Annotated in this window: 14 protein-coding genes; 4 read left to right on the top strand and 10 right to left on the bottom strand. The window is 65.9% G+C overall.

Annotated elements, in window-relative coordinates; translation table 11 throughout:
• Positions 1–126 precede the first annotated feature (126 nt).
• Positions 127–870: an SDR family oxidoreductase gene (locus NATPE_RS01690; protein ID WP_006180335.1), complete on the bottom strand. Its 744-nt coding sequence runs from the start codon at positions 868–870 to the stop codon at positions 127–129.
• Positions 871–951: 81 nt separating this feature from the next.
• Positions 952–2,478, bottom strand: coding sequence for a carboxypeptidase M32 (locus NATPE_RS01685; RefSeq protein ID WP_006180336.1), 1,527 nt, complete (start codon positions 2,476–2,478; stop codon positions 952–954).
• Between the two features lie 236 nt (positions 2,479–2,714).
• Here NATPE_RS01685 and NATPE_RS01680 point away from each other — a divergent pair, with 236 nt between their 5' ends.
• Positions 2,715–3,083, top strand: a complete 369-nt coding sequence (locus tag NATPE_RS01680) for a hypothetical protein (RefSeq protein ID WP_006180337.1) — start codon at positions 2,715–2,717, stop codon at positions 3,081–3,083.
• A 26-nt stretch (positions 3,084–3,109) separates the two neighbouring features.
• On the opposite strand, the gene NATPE_RS01675 is transcribed toward NATPE_RS01680, so the two are convergent.
• Entirely contained in the window at positions 3,110–4,222 is a 1,113-nt protein-coding gene (locus tag NATPE_RS01675) for a M20 family metallopeptidase (RefSeq protein WP_006180338.1), read from the bottom strand.
• Positions 4,223–4,285: 63 nt separating this feature from the next.
• Positions 4,286–5,932, bottom strand: coding sequence for a globin-coupled sensor protein (locus tag NATPE_RS01670; RefSeq protein WP_006180339.1), 1,647 nt, complete (start codon positions 5,930–5,932; stop codon positions 4,286–4,288).
• Positions 5,933–6,084: 152 nt separating this feature from the next.
• Here NATPE_RS01670 and NATPE_RS01665 point away from each other — a divergent pair, with 152 nt between their 5' ends.
• Positions 6,085–7,959 (top strand): PINc/VapC family ATPase, encoded by a 1,875-nt coding sequence (locus tag NATPE_RS01665; protein ID WP_006180340.1) that lies wholly within the window; start codon positions 6,085–6,087, stop codon positions 7,957–7,959.
• Between the two features lie 261 nt (positions 7,960–8,220).
• On the opposite strand, the gene NATPE_RS01660 is transcribed toward NATPE_RS01665, so the two are convergent.
• From NATPE_RS01660 to NATPE_RS01650, 3 genes are all read right to left on the bottom strand, one after another.
• Positions 8,221–9,282, bottom strand: a complete 1,062-nt coding sequence (locus NATPE_RS01660; protein ID WP_006180341.1) for a Brp/Blh family beta-carotene 15,15'-dioxygenase — start codon at positions 9,280–9,282, stop codon at positions 8,221–8,223.
• Entirely contained in the window at positions 9,272–10,054 is a 783-nt protein-coding gene (locus NATPE_RS01655) for a lycopene cyclase domain-containing protein (protein ID WP_006180342.1), read from the bottom strand. The genes NATPE_RS01660 and NATPE_RS01655 overlap by 11 nt, the downstream gene beginning before the upstream one ends.
• A 282-nt stretch (positions 10,055–10,336) precedes the next feature.
• Entirely contained in the window at positions 10,337–11,062 is a 726-nt protein-coding gene (locus NATPE_RS01650) for a bacteriorhodopsin (RefSeq protein WP_015298686.1), read from the bottom strand.
• A gap of 166 nt (positions 11,063–11,228) precedes the next feature.
• Between NATPE_RS01650 and NATPE_RS01645 the strand changes: the two genes are divergently transcribed.
• The gene (locus tag NATPE_RS01645) at positions 11,229–11,828 is read left to right on the top strand and encodes a hypothetical protein (RefSeq protein WP_006180344.1); all 600 of its coding nucleotides are present in this window, start codon (positions 11,229–11,231) and stop codon (positions 11,826–11,828) included.
• Between the two features lie 230 nt (positions 11,829–12,058).
• Positions 12,059–12,949 (top strand): NAD+ synthase, encoded by an 891-nt coding sequence (locus tag NATPE_RS01640; protein WP_006180345.1) that lies wholly within the window; start codon positions 12,059–12,061, stop codon positions 12,947–12,949.
• A gap of 32 nt (positions 12,950–12,981) precedes the next feature.
• Here the strand turns inward: NATPE_RS01640 and NATPE_RS01635 are convergent, their stop codons facing one another.
• The 3 genes from NATPE_RS01635 to NATPE_RS01625 form a co-directional block, all read right to left on the bottom strand.
• Positions 12,982–13,395 carry a hypothetical protein gene (locus tag NATPE_RS01635; protein ID WP_006180346.1) on the bottom strand — a complete coding sequence of 138 codons (414 nt, stop codon included), beginning with the start codon at positions 13,393–13,395 and terminating at the stop codon, positions 12,982–12,984.
• Between the two features lie 45 nt (positions 13,396–13,440).
• Positions 13,441–13,734 (bottom strand): MarR family transcriptional regulator, encoded by a 294-nt coding sequence (locus tag NATPE_RS01630; protein WP_006180348.1) that lies wholly within the window; start codon positions 13,732–13,734, stop codon positions 13,441–13,443.
• Positions 13,735–13,915: 181 nt separating this feature from the next.
• Complete coding sequence (locus NATPE_RS01625; RefSeq protein ID WP_006180349.1) at positions 13,916–15,526, bottom strand: long-chain-fatty-acid--CoA ligase; 1,611 nt, start codon at positions 15,524–15,526, stop codon at positions 13,916–13,918.
• Positions 15,527–15,613: the final 87 nt, after the last annotated feature.

Below are 15,613 nucleotides of genomic sequence, written 5' to 3'. Positions count from 1 at the left end.
TTTATACGGGTCGCGGGCGGCGCCGGTCGCCAGCGTCCGTCGCGTCATACGGTCTCCTGTCCGTCATTGCCGGTGGGACCGCGACTGCCCTGCGGTCCCACCGGGAAATCGGGACAGCAAACCGTATCAGTGGAAGGTGTCGGCGAACTTGTCCCGACGGTTGATGTCGAGTTCGCTGATGCTCGAGCCCTCACGGCTCGCGGCGAAGCGGATCGCTTGCGCGACCTCCTCGGGTTCGCTGACCTCGCCTTCCTCGAACCGCTCGGCGAAGCTTTCGCCGTCGGCCGCCCCGAACTCCGAGCGGACCTCGGCGGGGTTGACGATCGTAATGCCGATATCGTCGTCGCCGACCTGGGCCGCGAGGCTCTTGGCGAAGCCCCGAACCCACCACTTCGTGGCCGCGTAGACCGGGTTGGCCGGCCGCGGATGTCGGCCAGCGAAGCTGGCGACGAAAACGAGGTGGCCCTCGCGCTCACGGAGGTGCGGCAACGCCGCTCGAGACGCGTAGAAGACGCCGTCGACGTTGGTCTCCTGCATCGTCTCGTATGCCTCGGTCGTCATCGATTCGACGTCGCTGCCCCGGGCCAGCCCTGCGTTGTTCACCAGCACGTCGATCCCGCCGAATCGGTCGACGGCGGCCTCGAGGAGCGCGTCGACATCGCTCTCCTCGCGGACATCCGTCGGTACGGCCAGGGCCTCGACGCCGTGGTCGGCCTCGAGATCCGCCGCGAGGTCGGACAGGCGGTCCTCGCTGCGGGCCGCGAGGACGACGTTCGCACCGCCGTCGGCGAGTTCGTGACAGGTCGCCGCGCCGATACCGGAACTCGCCCCGGTGACGATTGCCGTCTTCGACTCGAGTGTTGCTGCCATCGCCGGTGAATAGGGGCGCAGCGGTCGTAAAAACGAGGGTCGTCCGGATCGGTGAGCCGACGGTACCCGGTTCGAAACGCGTCAGTACTCCTCGAGATCGTATAGATCACCGTACTTCGACTCGACGTACTCGAGGAAGTAGTCGGCGGTCAGCCCCTCGCCGGTGGCCCGCTCGATCAGGTCGGGAGTGACGTACCGTTTCCCGTGCTGGTGGACGTTCTCGCGGAGCCAGCCGTTGAGGTCGTCGAACTCGCCCTCGCGGATCTCGTCGTCGAAGGGACCGCGGTCGGCCTCGGCGGCGGCGTATAGCTGAGCCGCAAGCACCGAGCCCAGCGAGTACGTCGAGAAGTAGCCGAAGTCACCGTGAGACCAGTGGATGTCCTGCAGACAGCCCTCCGCGTCCGTCTCCGGCCGGACGCCGAGGTACTCCTCGTACTTGTCGTTCCAGACCTGCGGGACCTCCGCAACCTCGAGGTCGCCCCGGATCAGGTCGCGTTCGATCTCGAAACGGATCACGATGTGGAGGTGATAGGTGAGTTCGTCCGCCTCGACCCGGATGAGGTTGTCGTCGTGGACCTGATTCGCGGACTCGTAGGCCTCCTCGGGGGTCACGTCCGCGAGTTCGGGGAATCGCTCGCGGGCGATCGGCAGGAAGTGTTCCCAGAACGGCCGCGAGCGGCCGACATGGTTCTCCCAGAGCCGCGACTGGGATTCGTGGACCGAGAGGTCGCGGGCCTCGCCAAGCGGCGTGCCGTAGCCGTCGTCGGGCAGCCCCTGCGTGTAGTTCGCGTGGCCGAATTCGTGGATGGTCGAGGTGATCGAGCCCAGCAGGTCGTCTTCCTCGAACCGGGTCGTCACGCGGGCGTCGAACTGTGTGCCGGAGGAGAACGGATGGGGCGCGGTGTCGAGCCGCCCGCGGTCCCAGTCGTAGCCCAGCGAGTCCAGTACGTCCCGCGCCAGCGCCTCCTGATCCGCGTCGTCGAACTGCCCGGCGAAGGCGTCCGTTGTCAGCTCGACATCGCTGTCCTGAACGGCGTCGATCAGCGGCACGAGGGTCTCACGTAGGCGCTCGAGGACGCGCTCGGCGGTCTCGAGATCGATGTAGGGCTCGTAGTCCGCGAAAAGAACGGCGTAGGGATCGGCATCGGGATCGATGTGATTCGCGTACTCGCGTTTGAGATCGACCAGTTGCTCGAGGGTGGGCGCGAACTGCTCGAAGTCGTCTTCCTCCTTGGCCTGTTTCCACGTGGGATGGGCGTTCGACGCCGTCGCAGAGATCTCCTCGACGAGGTCCTGTGGGACGCTGGTCTCGCGGTCGTACCGGCGGCGGATCTCGCGGACGACGGCGGACTGCTCGTCCGCCAGGGACGTCTCCTCTAACTCCGCGAGCAAGTCACCGGTCTCGTCGGCGGTCAGGAGTTCGTGACTGAGCGAGGACAGCGTCGAGAGTTGCTGTGCCCGGGCCGGGGTGCCCTCGTCGGGCATTACGACTTCCTGGTCCCACCGGAGGACGCCGGCCGCGTTCCCGACGTTCGAAATCCGCTGCACTCGCGTTTCGAACTGCTCGTAGGTGTCGGCCTCGCTCGCGTCGGCCTGATCGGTCGCCATGGGCGTACCGTTCGACCGGAATCGGTATCAACGTCGGGGTTCCGGACAGCGCAACCCACCCACGAACCACCCGTCAGGGTGTGGGACAACCCGAGGTGTCGGGTCTCGAGACGGTACGTACTCGGTACCGATGCCGCCGTCAGTGGCTCACGGGCCCACATCGGAGAACGGATGCGAACGATGCGGAACGTGCAAGCAGCGAACTGTTCCGCCGACCTGACGTACGTCGAGCCACCATGGCCCTCGCTTCGCCAATCGCGGCAGCCGTCGTGTTCGTCGTGAGTCTGCTGATCGGTGCCCTCGGTATCTACGCCGGGGCACGCGTCATCGTCGGCCGGGGCGATTACGACCACGCCATCGTCACCGCGTTGATCGGCGCGATCGTCTGGGCGATCGTCGGCTTCGTCGTCGGCTGGATCCCCCTTCTCGGCCCGCTGCTGGCGCTGGTCGCCTACGTCGGCGTCATCAACTGGCGGTATCCCGGCGACTGGACCGCCGCGGCGATGATCGGCCTCGTCGCCTGGGTCACCGTCCTGCTCGTCCTCTATGCCCTCGCCGCGCTCGGGGTCACCGGCTTCGAAGCGGTCGGGGTCCCGGGGCTCTGAGTCGCGGGCGCACTGCAAACCATTGGTCACTCCACCGGCCACTGCTCCGCCACCCGCCGGTAGGTCTCCCGACACCGCTCGAGGACGTCGATCGAGACGCTCTCGTCGTCGGTGTGGGCCTCGCCGGGTTCGGAGGGGCCGTAGATCACACACTCGGTCCCGGCCTCGGCGAGCCAGCCCGCGTCCGTCGCGTGGGGCTTCGTCACGAGTTCTGGCTCGCCGGCCTGCGCGGCGTCGGCGGCCGCACGCACCGCGTCGGCGAAGGCCCGGTCCTCGCAGCGCATCGGCGGCAGGTCCTGGTCGACGGTCCACTCGATTCCCTCGAGGTCGGCGACCCGCTCGAGGGCGGCACGCTCGCCGGGGACCGTCCGCTCGTCGACGGTGACCGTACAGCGGGCCGGAACGACGTTCATCGCCGACCCGCCCTCGATCTCGGTGACGGTGAGCCGGCCCTCGAGGGTCTCGCCCGCGACGTCGACGGCAGGGACCTCGAGGTCGCGGACCCGATCGACGGCGGCAGTGGCCCGATAGATGGCGTTCTCGCCGGCGTCGGCCTCGCTGGCGTGGGCGGCGGTGCCGCGGGCGGTGATCGTACTCCCGCGGCGGCCCTTGTGGGCGACGGCGACGTCGGTGACGTCGCGGCCGGAGTAGTTCGTCGAGCCCTCGCCGACCACGGCGTAGTCGGGGGCGAACCCGTCGTCGATCGCGTGTCGGGCACCGACGCCGCCGACCTCCTCGCCGACGAAACTCGCGAAGACGAGTTCCTCGGCCGGGTCGGCCTCGCGGAACGCCAGCAGGGCGGCCGCGAGTGCCCCCTTCATGTCCGCCGTGCCGCGGCCGTAGAGCCGGCCGTCGCGCTCCTCGACGACGTACTCGCCCGCGTCGTGGCCGGCTCCGGCAGCGCCCGCGTCCGGATTCGCGACCTGCGACGCCGCCGGCTCCACGACGTCGTGGTGGCCCACCAGCGCCAGCGTCTCCGCACCCGTTCCCGTTCGGGCGATGACGTTCCCGGCCTCGTCTCGAGTCACGGCCGCGTCGGTTTCCGTACGGAGCCAGTCCTCAAGGAAGTCGCCGGCGGCGGTCGCGTCCTCGTGGCTCGGGATCGCGGCGAGGTCGCGGGTCAGTTCGACGAGCGTCATGGCCGATCCGTCGACGGCGTCGCTGTTCAGTGCATCGGAACCGGCGGGCGAGTCAGTCGGGCGTTAGTCCATCCGCTCGTAGACCGGTTGCTCCGGCTCGGCCTCCTCGTCGGTGAGCCGGGCGACCGACTGCTGTACCTCACGCAGGCTGGCGGTCTGTTGCTGGCTCGCCGCCGCGACCGATTCCGCGGCGCTGGCGACCTTATCGGCCGACTGCGAGAGATCCGCGAGCGTCTCGGCCGTCGTCTCGACCCCGTGGGCCTGCTGGTCGGCCGCGCTCGCGACGTCTTCCATGCCGGTGGCCGTCGATTCGGCCGCATCGTGGATCTCCTCGAGCGAGTCGATCGTCTCCCGAACGCGATCGGTCCCGGTGTCGACGCGAGCGACGGTTTCCTCCGTCGTCGCGACCGTCGCCGCCGCGTCCTCGCGGACGGCTTCGACGGCGTCTTCGATCTCCGCGAGGTCGTCTTTCGTCTGCTCGGCGAACGACCGCACTTCCCCCGCGATGACGCCCATGGTCTCGCTGGCCTGGTCGCCCGAGCGGGAGGACTCGATCTTGGCGTTGGCCGCCAGCACCGTCGTTCGCTCGGCGAGGTCGTCGAGCCGATCGACGATCTCGTCGATCTGGTCGGTCCGGGCCGCGAGCCCGTCGACCGCCTCGGCGACGCGGTCGGTCGCGTCCTCGATGGCCTCGAGTTCGTCCAACGCGTCGTCGGCCGCCTCGACACCCTCGGCCGCGAGGCGCTCGGTCCGGTCGCTCTCGTCGCTGACCTCGTCGGCGACGCTTGCGACCTCCTCAACGGCGGCGCTGACCTCGTCGAGTTCGCGGGCGGCCTGCGTGATGCCCGCGGCCTGGGACTCCGTGTGGTCGCTGATCGCTTCGGCACGTTTCGAAACGGCTTCGCTGGCGTCGTACAGCTCTCCGAGGGGCGTCTGCACGTCCGTTTCGACCTCCTCGGCGAGGCGCTTCCGGCGCTCGATCGACTCCTCGAGCCGCTGGGCGTAGGAGTCGACGTACGTGTCGGTCGCGACCTGCATGTCGAGGTTGATGATCCGCAACAGCGAGAGAACGTCCATCATGCCCTCGTCGATGGCGTCCCTGACGGCCCGCTCGAACGACTCCTCGAGGCCGTCGTCATTGTCCCCGTCCTCGCCGCCCAGTCCGAGTGCGCCGACGAACCGGCCGAGGCCGCCCCCGTCCTGTTCGGCCTCGCGCTCGGCGGCCCACTCCTCGATGGCGTCGACGACCTGTGCCTGGACGCGCTCGTTCATCCGCGACAGGAGGAGATCGTAGTAGACGCCGTACTGCCCCACGTACTGTTTCAGGGGCATATCGAGCATCTCGTGGAGCTTGCCGATCCGGGTCCGGTTCTCGAAGTACGACTGATCGTAGTCGCCGGTCGCCAGCGAGACGAGATACGCCTGCTGGGTCCGTTTGAGCGCGTCGATCCCCTTCGGCGAGCGGTCGACGATCGCCCGGGTCTGCTCGTACTCGAGGACGTTGTCGTAGAAGTCGTCGGCGATCGTCTCCGAATTGGCCCGCAAGAGCGGCTCGAGGTCGGCCAGCCGGCGCTCGTCGGCCTCGTCGAACCCGATAAACTCCTTGCGCCACGCGATTTCGTCTTCGTCGAGCCCGATCCGATCGATGAGGTCCTCGACGTCGAGAAAGCCGTTGAGTCCACCCTGGCCGAACGTCTCCTGCGGTTGCATGGGGGAAACGTGTTCGGTCGACTCATTAAGTTCCGTGAGTGTTCCCGCGGAATAGGAATTGACGCGAGTTCCGAAGACGGCATGGGGGACGGGACCGAACGGCACGGAGCCGCTGTGAACACCCTTATAGGCGTACGTCGACCAGTTTACGTATGAACGTCGTGCCGGATACGAGCGTGGTCATCGACGGCCGCGTCTCGGCGACAATCGAAGACGGGCAGTTCGAGGGAGCGACGATCTGCGTGCCCGAAGCAGTCGTCGCGGAACTCGAGGCGCAGGCAAACGACGGGATCGACAGCGGCTGGGACGGTCTCGAGGAACTCCAGCGGCTGGCCGAGTTGGCCGACGACGGCGTCGTCGACCTCGAGTACGTCGGCGAGCGGCCCAACGCCATCGAGCGGGGCCACGCCTCCGAGGGCGAGATCGACGCCCTCATCCGGGACCTCGCGGAGGAACTGGAGGCGACCTTCGTCACTAGCGACGTCGTCCAGGCCGAGGTCGCACAGGCCAAAGGGCTCGACGTCGAACACGTCTCCCCCGAGGTACGGGAGGTCGGAACGCTCGCCGTCGAGGAGTTCTTCGACGAGCAGACGATGAGCGTCCACCTCAAGACCGACACCGTCCCCAAAGCAAAGCGGGGCGAACTCGGCGCGATGGTCTACGAGCCGATCGCCGACGAACCCACCGACGAGGCGACGATGGACGAGTACGCCCGCGAGGTCGTCGACGGTGCCAAGGAGTCCCCGGACGGCTTCATCGAACTCTCCGAACCGGGCATGAAGATCGTCCAGTTCCGCGACTACCGGATCGCGATCGGCCGACCGCCGTTCTCGGACGGCATCGAGATCACCGCCGTCCGACCGATCGCCCAGACCGACATCGAGGACTACGAACACGCCGACGAACTCAAAGAACGACTGCTCGAGCGCCAGCGCGGCGTCCTGATCTCGGGGGCACCCGGGGCGGGCAAATCGACGTTCGCGCAGGCGGTCGCCCGCTACATCGCGGATCACGACTACTCCGTCAAGACGATGGAGAAACCCCGCGACCTGCAGGTCGGCCCCGACATCACCCAGTACACGGAACTGGGCGGCGAGATGGCAAAGACCGCCGACGCCCTGCTGATGGTCCGGCCCGATTACACGATCTACGACGAGGTCCGCAAGACCGACGACTTCGAGGTCTTTGCGGACATGCGCCTGGCCGGCGTCGGCATGCTCGGCGTCGTCCACGCGACGCGACCGATCGACGCCCTCCAGCGCCTGGTCGGCCGGGTCGAACTCGGGATGATTCCACAGGTCGTCGACACCGTCGTCTACATCGAAGCGGGCGAGGTCAACACCGTCTACGACGTGAAGACTGAAGTCAAGGTCCCCGCCGGCCTCACGGAAGAGGACCTCGCTCGCCCCGTGATTCAGGTCACGAACTTCCAGACGGGCGAGCCCGAGTACGAGATCTACACGTTCAACCGGCAGGTCGTCACCGTCCCGCTGAACGACGAGGACGGCGGCCCCGGCACCGAGTCCGGCGTCGACCGGATCGCCAAACAGGAGATCGAACGGGAGATCCGCTCGATCGCGCGGGGCTACGTCGACGTCGAACTCAAGAGCCAGGACAAGGCCGTCGTCTACGTCGAGGAAGACGACATCTCGAGCGTCATCGGCAAGGGCGGCGGTCGGATCACCGACGTCGAGAACCGACTGGGCATCGACATCGACGTCCGGACCCACGACGAGAACCCCAACTACGGCGCGGGCGGCGGGAGCGGCGGTGCCAGCGCCAACGGCGGCGGTGGCGGCTCCCAGGCCGGCCAGATGGTCCAGCCCGAGATCACCTCCCGGCACATCGTCATCCCGGTCGACGGCAACCACGGCGAGACCGTCGAGATTCAGGCCGGCGGCGAGTACCTCTTTACGGCGACGGTGAGCCGCGGCGGCGAGATTCAGGTCTCGAGAGGGAGCGGGATCGCCGAGGAACTCGAGCGAGCGATCGACCGGAAGGATCCGATTACGGTCGTGCCGTCGTAGGGAACCGACCGTGAACGAGCGGAGCGAGTGAGCGGCTTTTTGGTCCAGATTTTTCCTCGAGGGTGAGCAACGCGAACCCGAGTGGAAAAAGGTGGATTGTGAAGGATCCGATTACGGTCGTTCCCTCGTAAGCAGCTGTACCGCGAGCAGTGCGCGGTTCGGAGCGAACGCGGTGAGTGAGAACCGCGAGAACGCGAACGGGCATCAGCCCGTGAGCGGCGTTTTGGTCCAGATGTTTTCGCGAGCGACCGGCGTCTCGACTCAGGGCGACCAGATCCCCGCTTCCCGATCGAGCAGCGCGACCACGACGACGTGGGGAAGCGTCAGCACGGCGATCGCGACCAGATAGACCGCGAGGACGTCGGGGACGGTCGCGGGCGTCCGGGGGACGGCGAACCAGATACCGACGAGGACGCCCAGCGCGGCGACGGTCAGCGGCGCCGCGTCCCTGGCGAAGCGCCGGAAGGCGGTCCGGGTCGCTCCGCGCTCGAGGGCCGCGCTGGCGACGGGATCGACGAGCATCGTTCTGAGGACGTGCCGGAGCGAGTGCCAGACACAGAAATAGAGCCCGATAGCGAGGATCGGCGGGACGGTGGCGAAGAAGCCGACGAGGCCGATCGTCTCCGCGGCGTCGACGAGCCACGGCCGCCGCCCGCCGGGGCTCGTTCGGCCGAGTCCGAGGGCGAGCGAGAGTGCGATCAGAGATCCGAACCCGACCGCCACGGCCGCCCGAACCGGCGGTTCGAAGAGGGGCTCGAGCGCGGTCGCCGCGCCGGGGTCGAACAGCCCGACGATCGTCTCGGCGACGAACGCGTACTGTGCCGGAAAGGCGACCAGCGGGACGAGCATCGGCAGACCGCCCCTGACGAGGAGAGCGAGCAGTCGACTGGCCCGCGTCTCGAGGTAGTCGGCACCGAGGAACTCGAGAAGCACATAGACGTCACCCTGCCCCCAGTGGACGAGCGTGACGAGGAGAAACAGGACGAACGCGGCGACGGGCGCGAGAACCCAGACGAGGGCGTAGGCGGAGCCGAAGAGCAGGTAGAGGGCGCCGATGGACGCGAGCGATCGCGGCGTTACCGGGTTGTCTCGAGCCCGCGGTAACACGAGGTGGTCGACGGCACCGTGGGGGAGTCCGAGAACGAGGACGCTGAGTGCCAGCGGCACGTACTGATAGACGAGCGGTGGCGGCCCGAACGCGACCGTCGCGACGGCAGCGACGGCAAGCGACGAACCGAAACCGAGGGTCAGCCGAGCGGCTCGCGATCGGCTTTCGGCGCTCGCTCGCAGGTCGGTGCGCCGATCGGTCGCGTCACCGGTCATCGGAACCCGTCGGAAGCCGCGGTGATGCGCTCGGCCACGCCGAACCGGCGCCGATTCGATCGAGGAGCCAGACGTACATGGTGATCCCCTGGACGACGAAGAGGTTGGTCACGAGGAAGAACAGTGCCTCCTCGATGGGAAGTCCGAAGAGCGCATACCCGGTGGTGTACGCGTCGGAGATGACCCAGACGCCGAGTTCGATCGCGATCCGATCGACGAGCCAGAGGTACAGCGTCGGGACGGCGATCGCGACCAGCAGCGGCCGGCGGACGGTCCACAGGTACGTCGATCCGAACCCCCACTGAAGAGCGAGAACCGGCCCGACCCAGAGAAGCAGCCAGCCCAGGTAGTACGTCGCGGTGGTGTCGAGAAGTGCCCAGCCGATAACGGCGATCGCCAGCCCGCCAGCAACGCCGAGCAGCCGGTGTATGCGAGGAATCGCCAGCGACCGATCGGCGGTCGGTCCCACCTGAAACAGCCAGAGCGCGGTCAGTATCGGCTGGAGGACGAAGAAGATGTACTCCTCGATCGGCGTGTACCAGACGGTCGCGAGGACGGCACCGTCTCCGTACCACCAGACGCCGACGGGGATGAGGCGGTTGGTAAAGGGCGTCGTGTAGACGACCGCGAGGGCGATCATGATGCCGAGTCCCGAGAGGGGTCGAACCCCCCACCAGGCACGGTCGCGCCGGATCGCGAGCCACCCCAGAATCAGGATTGGGGGCAGCAGGAACGCGAGGTGGATTCCGAAGTACGTGAACTGGATAGCCATGGGTCAGTCGATGATCGTCGGCGCGACGGCGGGGCCCGGAACCGCCGTGCGGGGGTACGAAGGGGAACCCAATAGTGCCGTGTCCATACTGGTTAGGGACGGCAAAGATCGGCTCGATGCGGAGATTGACGAGCAGCGATCAAGAACGCCGAGGTAGCGCTATCGTATCGTTCCGGGTGCCATCGGTCGAGTACCCGCGTTCGAACCGGCAAGGGAACCGGTCGCGGGTCGGTTGCGAGACGAGCGTCACGAAGCCGACCGTCGGAAGTCGATGCTGCGTCCTCAAGCCGGTGCAGCCGTCGGCGTCGTGACCCGGTCCAGAACGGAGCGACTCCGGAGCAGGACCACCCCGAATCCGACCTTTGCCGAGAGGTCGAGTACCATGAACGCGGCGGTTTCCCAGTACAGCGGGAGGATGCCGAACGTCCCCTCCGTGCCGAGGATCCAGACCACCGGGTAGAGGAACCACAGCACGATGACCAGGTTACGGAGTCGCCCGAAGAGCGATGCGACTTCGGGGGACTGACTGCGCGCGTTCTCGGAGAGCGTCCCGACGAGGACGTACAGCAGGGCGAGCAGGGCGCCGGTGCTGATCGCCCACCAGGCGATCCGGGTGCCCGGGGTGGACGCGAACGCCGCGATCATGCCGGTTCCGATCATGAAGACGTCGAGTCCGATCAGCGTCGCGATCGTGTTTCGGTTCGCTCCGGCGAGCAGCGAGAGGTCAAGCAGCAACAGCGGCGTCGTAAACAGCCAGTCGGCATAGCGCGCCCAATAGATCGTGAGCGCCTCGTCGCCGACCATGACTTCGGTGACGCCGAAGCCGGTCGCCATCGCGAAGTACATCGCAGCGGCGATGGTCGTAATGAAGGTCGTAATGATGTAGAACTCCTGCATCTTCCGGTCGCGAACGCCACGTCCGCGCCCGATGAAGTACAGGGTTCCGAGGGTCATTCCGATCGTGCCGATCCACAGCCAAATGGATTCTGGGCCAACTGTTGCGGCCATGGTGGTTGCTATGAAGGGACAATACATACCGCTTGAGCCTAACGAAAATAACACCCATCGTAGCGTGTATGTCAAGAAATTCGACGTGGGGAGTGAAACCGCAGCGTATTTTGGGGTGTTCTGTGTCCGATCGAATACCCCGATCCCGAAACACCCGCCACAACTGATGACTTCGACTGATCCGAACGATCCGATCGCGGACGCACTCCTCGGTGAATCAACGTACGAACGACTCAGAGTCGAGCGATACGCGCTGATCAAGCGCCGAATTCCGCAAAAGCTCGTCTATCAGAGCGGCCTGCTGTTTGCGATCGCACTCGTCGTTCCGATCGTCGCCACCTATCCGTCGTCAGTGCAAGCGACGTTTCCGGGCGGCGACCCATTATGGTCGTCGCCGCTGGTCCTCTGGGTCGGTGTCTACGCCGGCGGCATCGAATTGGGGACTGCAGCCTGTCTCGTCGCGGTCGCGATCGCACGTCGGCGGTACGAACCCTCACTCTCGGAGTCGCAGGTACACGCGCTGCTAAACGTCGAGGACGTGGCCTCGATGTTCGGACTGGCAACTGGCGGCTTCGCGATCCTGATCACGGTTGGGTTCTTCCTGCTCGGCCACGCCGGCGTCGAGACCGTCAGCGCGGTCGTCGAATCCGCGCCGCGAAACCCCTACGAACAGACCGGCATCTCGGTCCCCGTGATCGTCGTCGGTGCCGCGGCGGCGATCAGTTCCTGTGTCGTCTACGCCGTCGGTCGATATCTCTCCTCGTAGGAAGCGACGACCCTCCCGACCGGTGACCATCGGTCCGGCCAAGTGGGAGACGACGATCGGACGAAACGGAGATGTCTGCGTGGAGAAAGTGGACACATGATCAGCCGATCCCCCAGACACCAGACCATGTGAATCGACGACACAGGAATTATAACTAGGTGTTTAAGGATCAGATTCATATAGAGGACAATCGTCTGCATTCAGTGTGAACAACGGAGTGATTCCAACGGATGAGTGCAGATAGGACAACGTTCGTCTATTCGGGAATCGAGCGATCGAACGGGCCGTTTCTGACGGATCACCGGTCCCTCGAGGCGATGCACGAGCTGATCGTCGCGGACATCGAGACGAGAGTCGACGACGCGGATGCAAGCGGCGTCGTCGTGGCGATGAGCGGCGGGATCGATTCGACGGTAACGACGGCACTAGCGGTCGAAGCCGTCGGGGCCGAGAACGTTCTCGGGCTGGGACTGCCCTGTCACAAGACCGAGGCGACACACGTCAGCGATGCCCGTACCCTCGCGGAGGGGATGGGCATCGAGTTCGAGGAGATCCAGTTACGGCCGCTGCTCGAGGCCTTCGAGGAAACGGTCGCGGGCGGGCTCGGGACCGCCAACGAGGCGGACGACGATCGGCCCCACGATATTGGCAACGCCGTCGCGCGGCTGCGGATGGTCACCGCCTACTACGCCGCGAACTGCCAGTCGCGGCTCGTAATCGGGACCGCGAACCGCTCGGAGCGGCTGCTGGGCTATTTCACCAAGTACGGCGACGGCGCCGCCGACAGCTATCCGCTCGGCGACTGCTACAAGACGGAGGTTCGCGCGCTCGCGAAACACCTCGGCCTTCCCCGCCGGATCGTCAGCAAGGAGCCGACGGCGGGCTTTTGGGCCACCCAGACCGACGCCGGCGAACTCGGAGCAGGCTACGACGTCATCGATCCCCTGCTCGTCCGGCTGGTCGACGAGGGTCGTCCGCTCGAGGAGGCAATGAAGGGATTACGGATCGACCGTGAGACCGCGGCCGACATCGCGTCGCTGTACGTCGCCACCGATCACAAGCGGGCGACGCCGCCGACACCGGGACTCGCCGGTCGCGGTGACGACCGCTCGGCCGGCTGATCGCGCTCGGCGAGGACACAGTCCGCTGCGGCTCAGCGCTCGTCGTCGCTGCTGTACAGTTCCGGATTCCGCCACCAGAACAGCCCCCACGAGAGCAGGAACCCGGCACCCATCGCGAGGACGTCGAGCAGGAACGGCGGCAGCCCCCGATCGACCAGCGCCACGAGGACGATCGCCGACCCGATCGCGGCCCCCGCGACGACGTAGAGGACATCGCCGACGATCCGCGCCCGCGAGTGTCGCCAGTAGCCTTGCCGATCCTCGTCGTACCAGACGCCGACGTAGATCAACACCGGCGACATGGTCGTGATGACCGTGATCGATCGGTACGCCTCGGGGAAGACGGTCGGCACTAACACGACGAGATTGAGTAGGTTGGCGACCAGCGCCGCGAGAAACAGGCCGATCAACAGCCAGCCCCAGCGTGGGAGCCGCTCTTTGTCCATATCGGGGACGGTCACGGCTGGAAAATAAGACTGCCGTTTGACCGATTACTCCGCGCAGCAGGCGTCCTTTTTCGGGGACTCCTCGACGCCGTTACCGTCGGCGGCGACCGGTTCCTCGAGCCGATAGAGGCTCTGACGGGCGTCAGCGAAGTAGATGTCCTCGTCGACGATCCCGATCTCCTCGAGGCGCTCGAGCGCGTACCGTACCGTCCGGGCCGAGAGCATCGATTCCTCGACGATCTGTTTCTGCGTCAGCGGCCCGTCGTACTCGAGAACCTTGAAGACGAGTTTCGCGCTCGGTGGCAAGTCTTCGATTTCCTCCCCGTCGGTCTCTGCCATATTACGATTCGAAAGGCCCCAGCAGTATAAAAGTTGAGCCTTACCCCGGATCGAACTACGATAGGATTCTATATATATCGTCGAGTAAAGTGCCCCGTGAGTCGCTACAGCGGCTGATATGCGTGTCGTCACCGATCGATCGAAACGCGTCAAAAAAGACGGGAATCAACGGGACGAGACGTTACCCCTCGCCGATCATTCGGTCTTCGTCGGCCCACTCCTGCTGGCGGAGTTCGTACTTTTGGGTCTTGCCGGTCGCAGTCTTGGGAAGTTCCTTGACGTACTCGACCCGGCGAACGACCTTGTAGCCCGCGAGTTGCTCGCGGGTGAAGTCAGTCAGTTCTTCAGCCGACACGGGCGGATCGGTCGGGTCGCCGTTCGACGGCACGACGAAGGCCTTCGGCGTCTCACCCCACTCGTCGCTGGGCGCCGGAATGACGGCCGCATCCGCGACCGCCTCGTGATCGAACAGCGTGTCCTCGAGTTCGATGCTCGAGATGTTCTCCCCGCCCGAGATGATGATGTCTTTCTTCCGATCGCGGAGCGCGATCATGCCGTTCTCGTCGATCGTCGCGAGGTCGCCGGTGTGGTAGTAGCCCTCGACGCGATCGTTGAAGGCTTCCTCTGTCGCCTCGGGCTTGTTCCAGTAGCGGTCCATGATCTGGTTGCCCCGGACGACGACTTCGCCCAGCGTCTGATCGTCGCGGGGGACGTCGTTGCCGTCCTCGTCGACGACGCGGACGTCGGTCCCGAGGACGCCCATGCCCTGCCGTTTCTTGATCTCGAAGCGGTTCCCATCGTCGATCAGCCGCTTCGCGTCGGAGATAGTGATCAGCGGTCCCGTCTCGGTCGCCCCGTAGAGGTGCTTGAGATACCAGCCGAAGCGGTCCTCGACGGCACGGATCGTCGCTTCCGGCGGCGCCGACCCCGCGGTCGTGACCCGGACCGGATTCGCCCCCGTCATCTCGGGTTCGCCCTCGGTCTCGTAGTAATCGATCAACTGATTGAGTACCGCCGGAGCCGCACAGAGCAGAGAGACGTCCTCATCACGGATCGACGACACGACGTCGTCGGCGTTGACCCCGCGCGTACAGACGTGGGTCGCGCCCATTCCGGTCACCGCGTAGATGTGGCCCCACCCGTTGACGTGGAACATCGGCAGCGTCCACAGGTAGGTATCGTCGTCGGTGATCTCGTGATAGATCGACATCAGGTAGGCGTGGATCGTCTCCGTCCGATGGGTGCGACAGACCCCCTTCGGATCCCCCGTCGTCCCCGAGGTGTAGTTGATCGTGATGACCTCGTCTTCGGCCATCTCGGGGCGGTCATACTCCGGATCCGTATCCTCGAGGACGGCATCGAAGCTCTCCCAGTCGCCCTCGACGGCATCGGCGTCGTTCGTAATGAACGTCTCGGTCGGCACGTCGTCGCGGATCGCCTCGATCTTCTCGGCGTACTCGTAGTCGGCATAAATGGCGTCGACGCCCGCGTCCGAGAGGATGTACTCGTAGTCGTCGGGCTCGAGCCGGTAGTTCAGCGGCGTATGCACGGCTCCGATCCCCATCGCGCCGTGGGCCGCCTCGAGGTGGTAGTGGGTATTCGGATCCAGCACGGCCACGCGATCGCCCTTCTCGATCCCCCGTGCCTGCAGCGCCGCCGCGAAGCGATCGACTCGGTCGCCGAACTCGGCGTAGGTAAACCGTTCGCCGTCCGCCCCGACGATCGCCTCCTCGTCCCCGTAATGGGAACGGGCCTGCTCGAGAAAGTCCGTGACAATGAGTGGCGTTTCCATACGGATCAAATTTTGCAGAACGGTCATATATGGATTTCGTTTATGATCAATCGGGAGGGATTCGGTTCAGATACAGAATCGGTGTCG

Source organism: Natrinema pellirubrum DSM 15624, assembly GCF_000230735.2.
In the GTDB taxonomy this organism is placed as follows: Archaea; Halobacteriota; Halobacteria; order Halobacteriales; family Natrialbaceae; genus Natrinema; species Natrinema pellirubrum.
Note: the sequence above shows the minus strand (reverse complement) of the source record. Positions and strands in the feature narration are given on the sequence as shown.

Excerpts from the sequence above, each read along its gene's own strand:
- NATPE_RS01640 (WP_006180345.1), top strand. The coding sequence starts at position 12,059 with ATGAGTGCAGATAGGACAACGTTCGTCTATTCGGGAATCGAGCGATCG.
- NATPE_RS01635 (WP_006180346.1), bottom strand. The coding sequence starts at position 13,395 with ATGGACAAAGAGCGGCTCCCACGCTGGGGCTGGCTGTTGATCGGCCTG.
- NATPE_RS01675 (WP_006180338.1), bottom strand. The coding sequence starts at position 4,222 with ATGACGCTCGTCGAACTGACCCGCGACCTCGCCGCGATCCCGAGCCAC.
- NATPE_RS01655 (WP_006180342.1), bottom strand. The coding sequence starts at position 10,054 with ATGGCTATCCAGTTCACGTACTTCGGAATCCACCTCGCGTTCCTGCTG.
- NATPE_RS01690 (WP_006180335.1), bottom strand. The coding sequence starts at position 870 with ATGGCAGCAACACTCGAGTCGAAGACGGCAATCGTCACCGGGGCGAGT.
- NATPE_RS01625 (WP_006180349.1), bottom strand. The coding sequence starts at position 15,526 with ATGGAAACGCCACTCATTGTCACGGACTTTCTCGAGCAGGCCCGTTCC.
- NATPE_RS01645 (WP_006180344.1), top strand. The coding sequence starts at position 11,229 with ATGACTTCGACTGATCCGAACGATCCGATCGCGGACGCACTCCTCGGT.
- NATPE_RS01650 (WP_015298686.1), bottom strand. The coding sequence starts at position 11,062 with ATGGCCGCAACAGTTGGCCCAGAATCCATTTGGCTGTGGATCGGCACG.
- NATPE_RS01680 (WP_006180337.1), top strand. The coding sequence starts at position 2,715 with ATGGCCCTCGCTTCGCCAATCGCGGCAGCCGTCGTGTTCGTCGTGAGT.
- NATPE_RS01685 (WP_006180336.1), bottom strand. The coding sequence starts at position 2,478 with ATGGCGACCGATCAGGCCGACGCGAGCGAGGCCGACACCTACGAGCAG.
- NATPE_RS01670 (WP_006180339.1), bottom strand. The coding sequence starts at position 5,932 with ATGCAACCGCAGGAGACGTTCGGCCAGGGTGGACTCAACGGCTTTCTC.
- NATPE_RS01660 (WP_006180341.1), bottom strand. The coding sequence starts at position 9,282 with ATGACCGGTGACGCGACCGATCGGCGCACCGACCTGCGAGCGAGCGCC.
- NATPE_RS01630 (WP_006180348.1), bottom strand. The coding sequence starts at position 13,734 with ATGGCAGAGACCGACGGGGAGGAAATCGAAGACTTGCCACCGAGCGCG.
- NATPE_RS01665 (WP_006180340.1), top strand. The coding sequence starts at position 6,085 with ATGAACGTCGTGCCGGATACGAGCGTGGTCATCGACGGCCGCGTCTCG.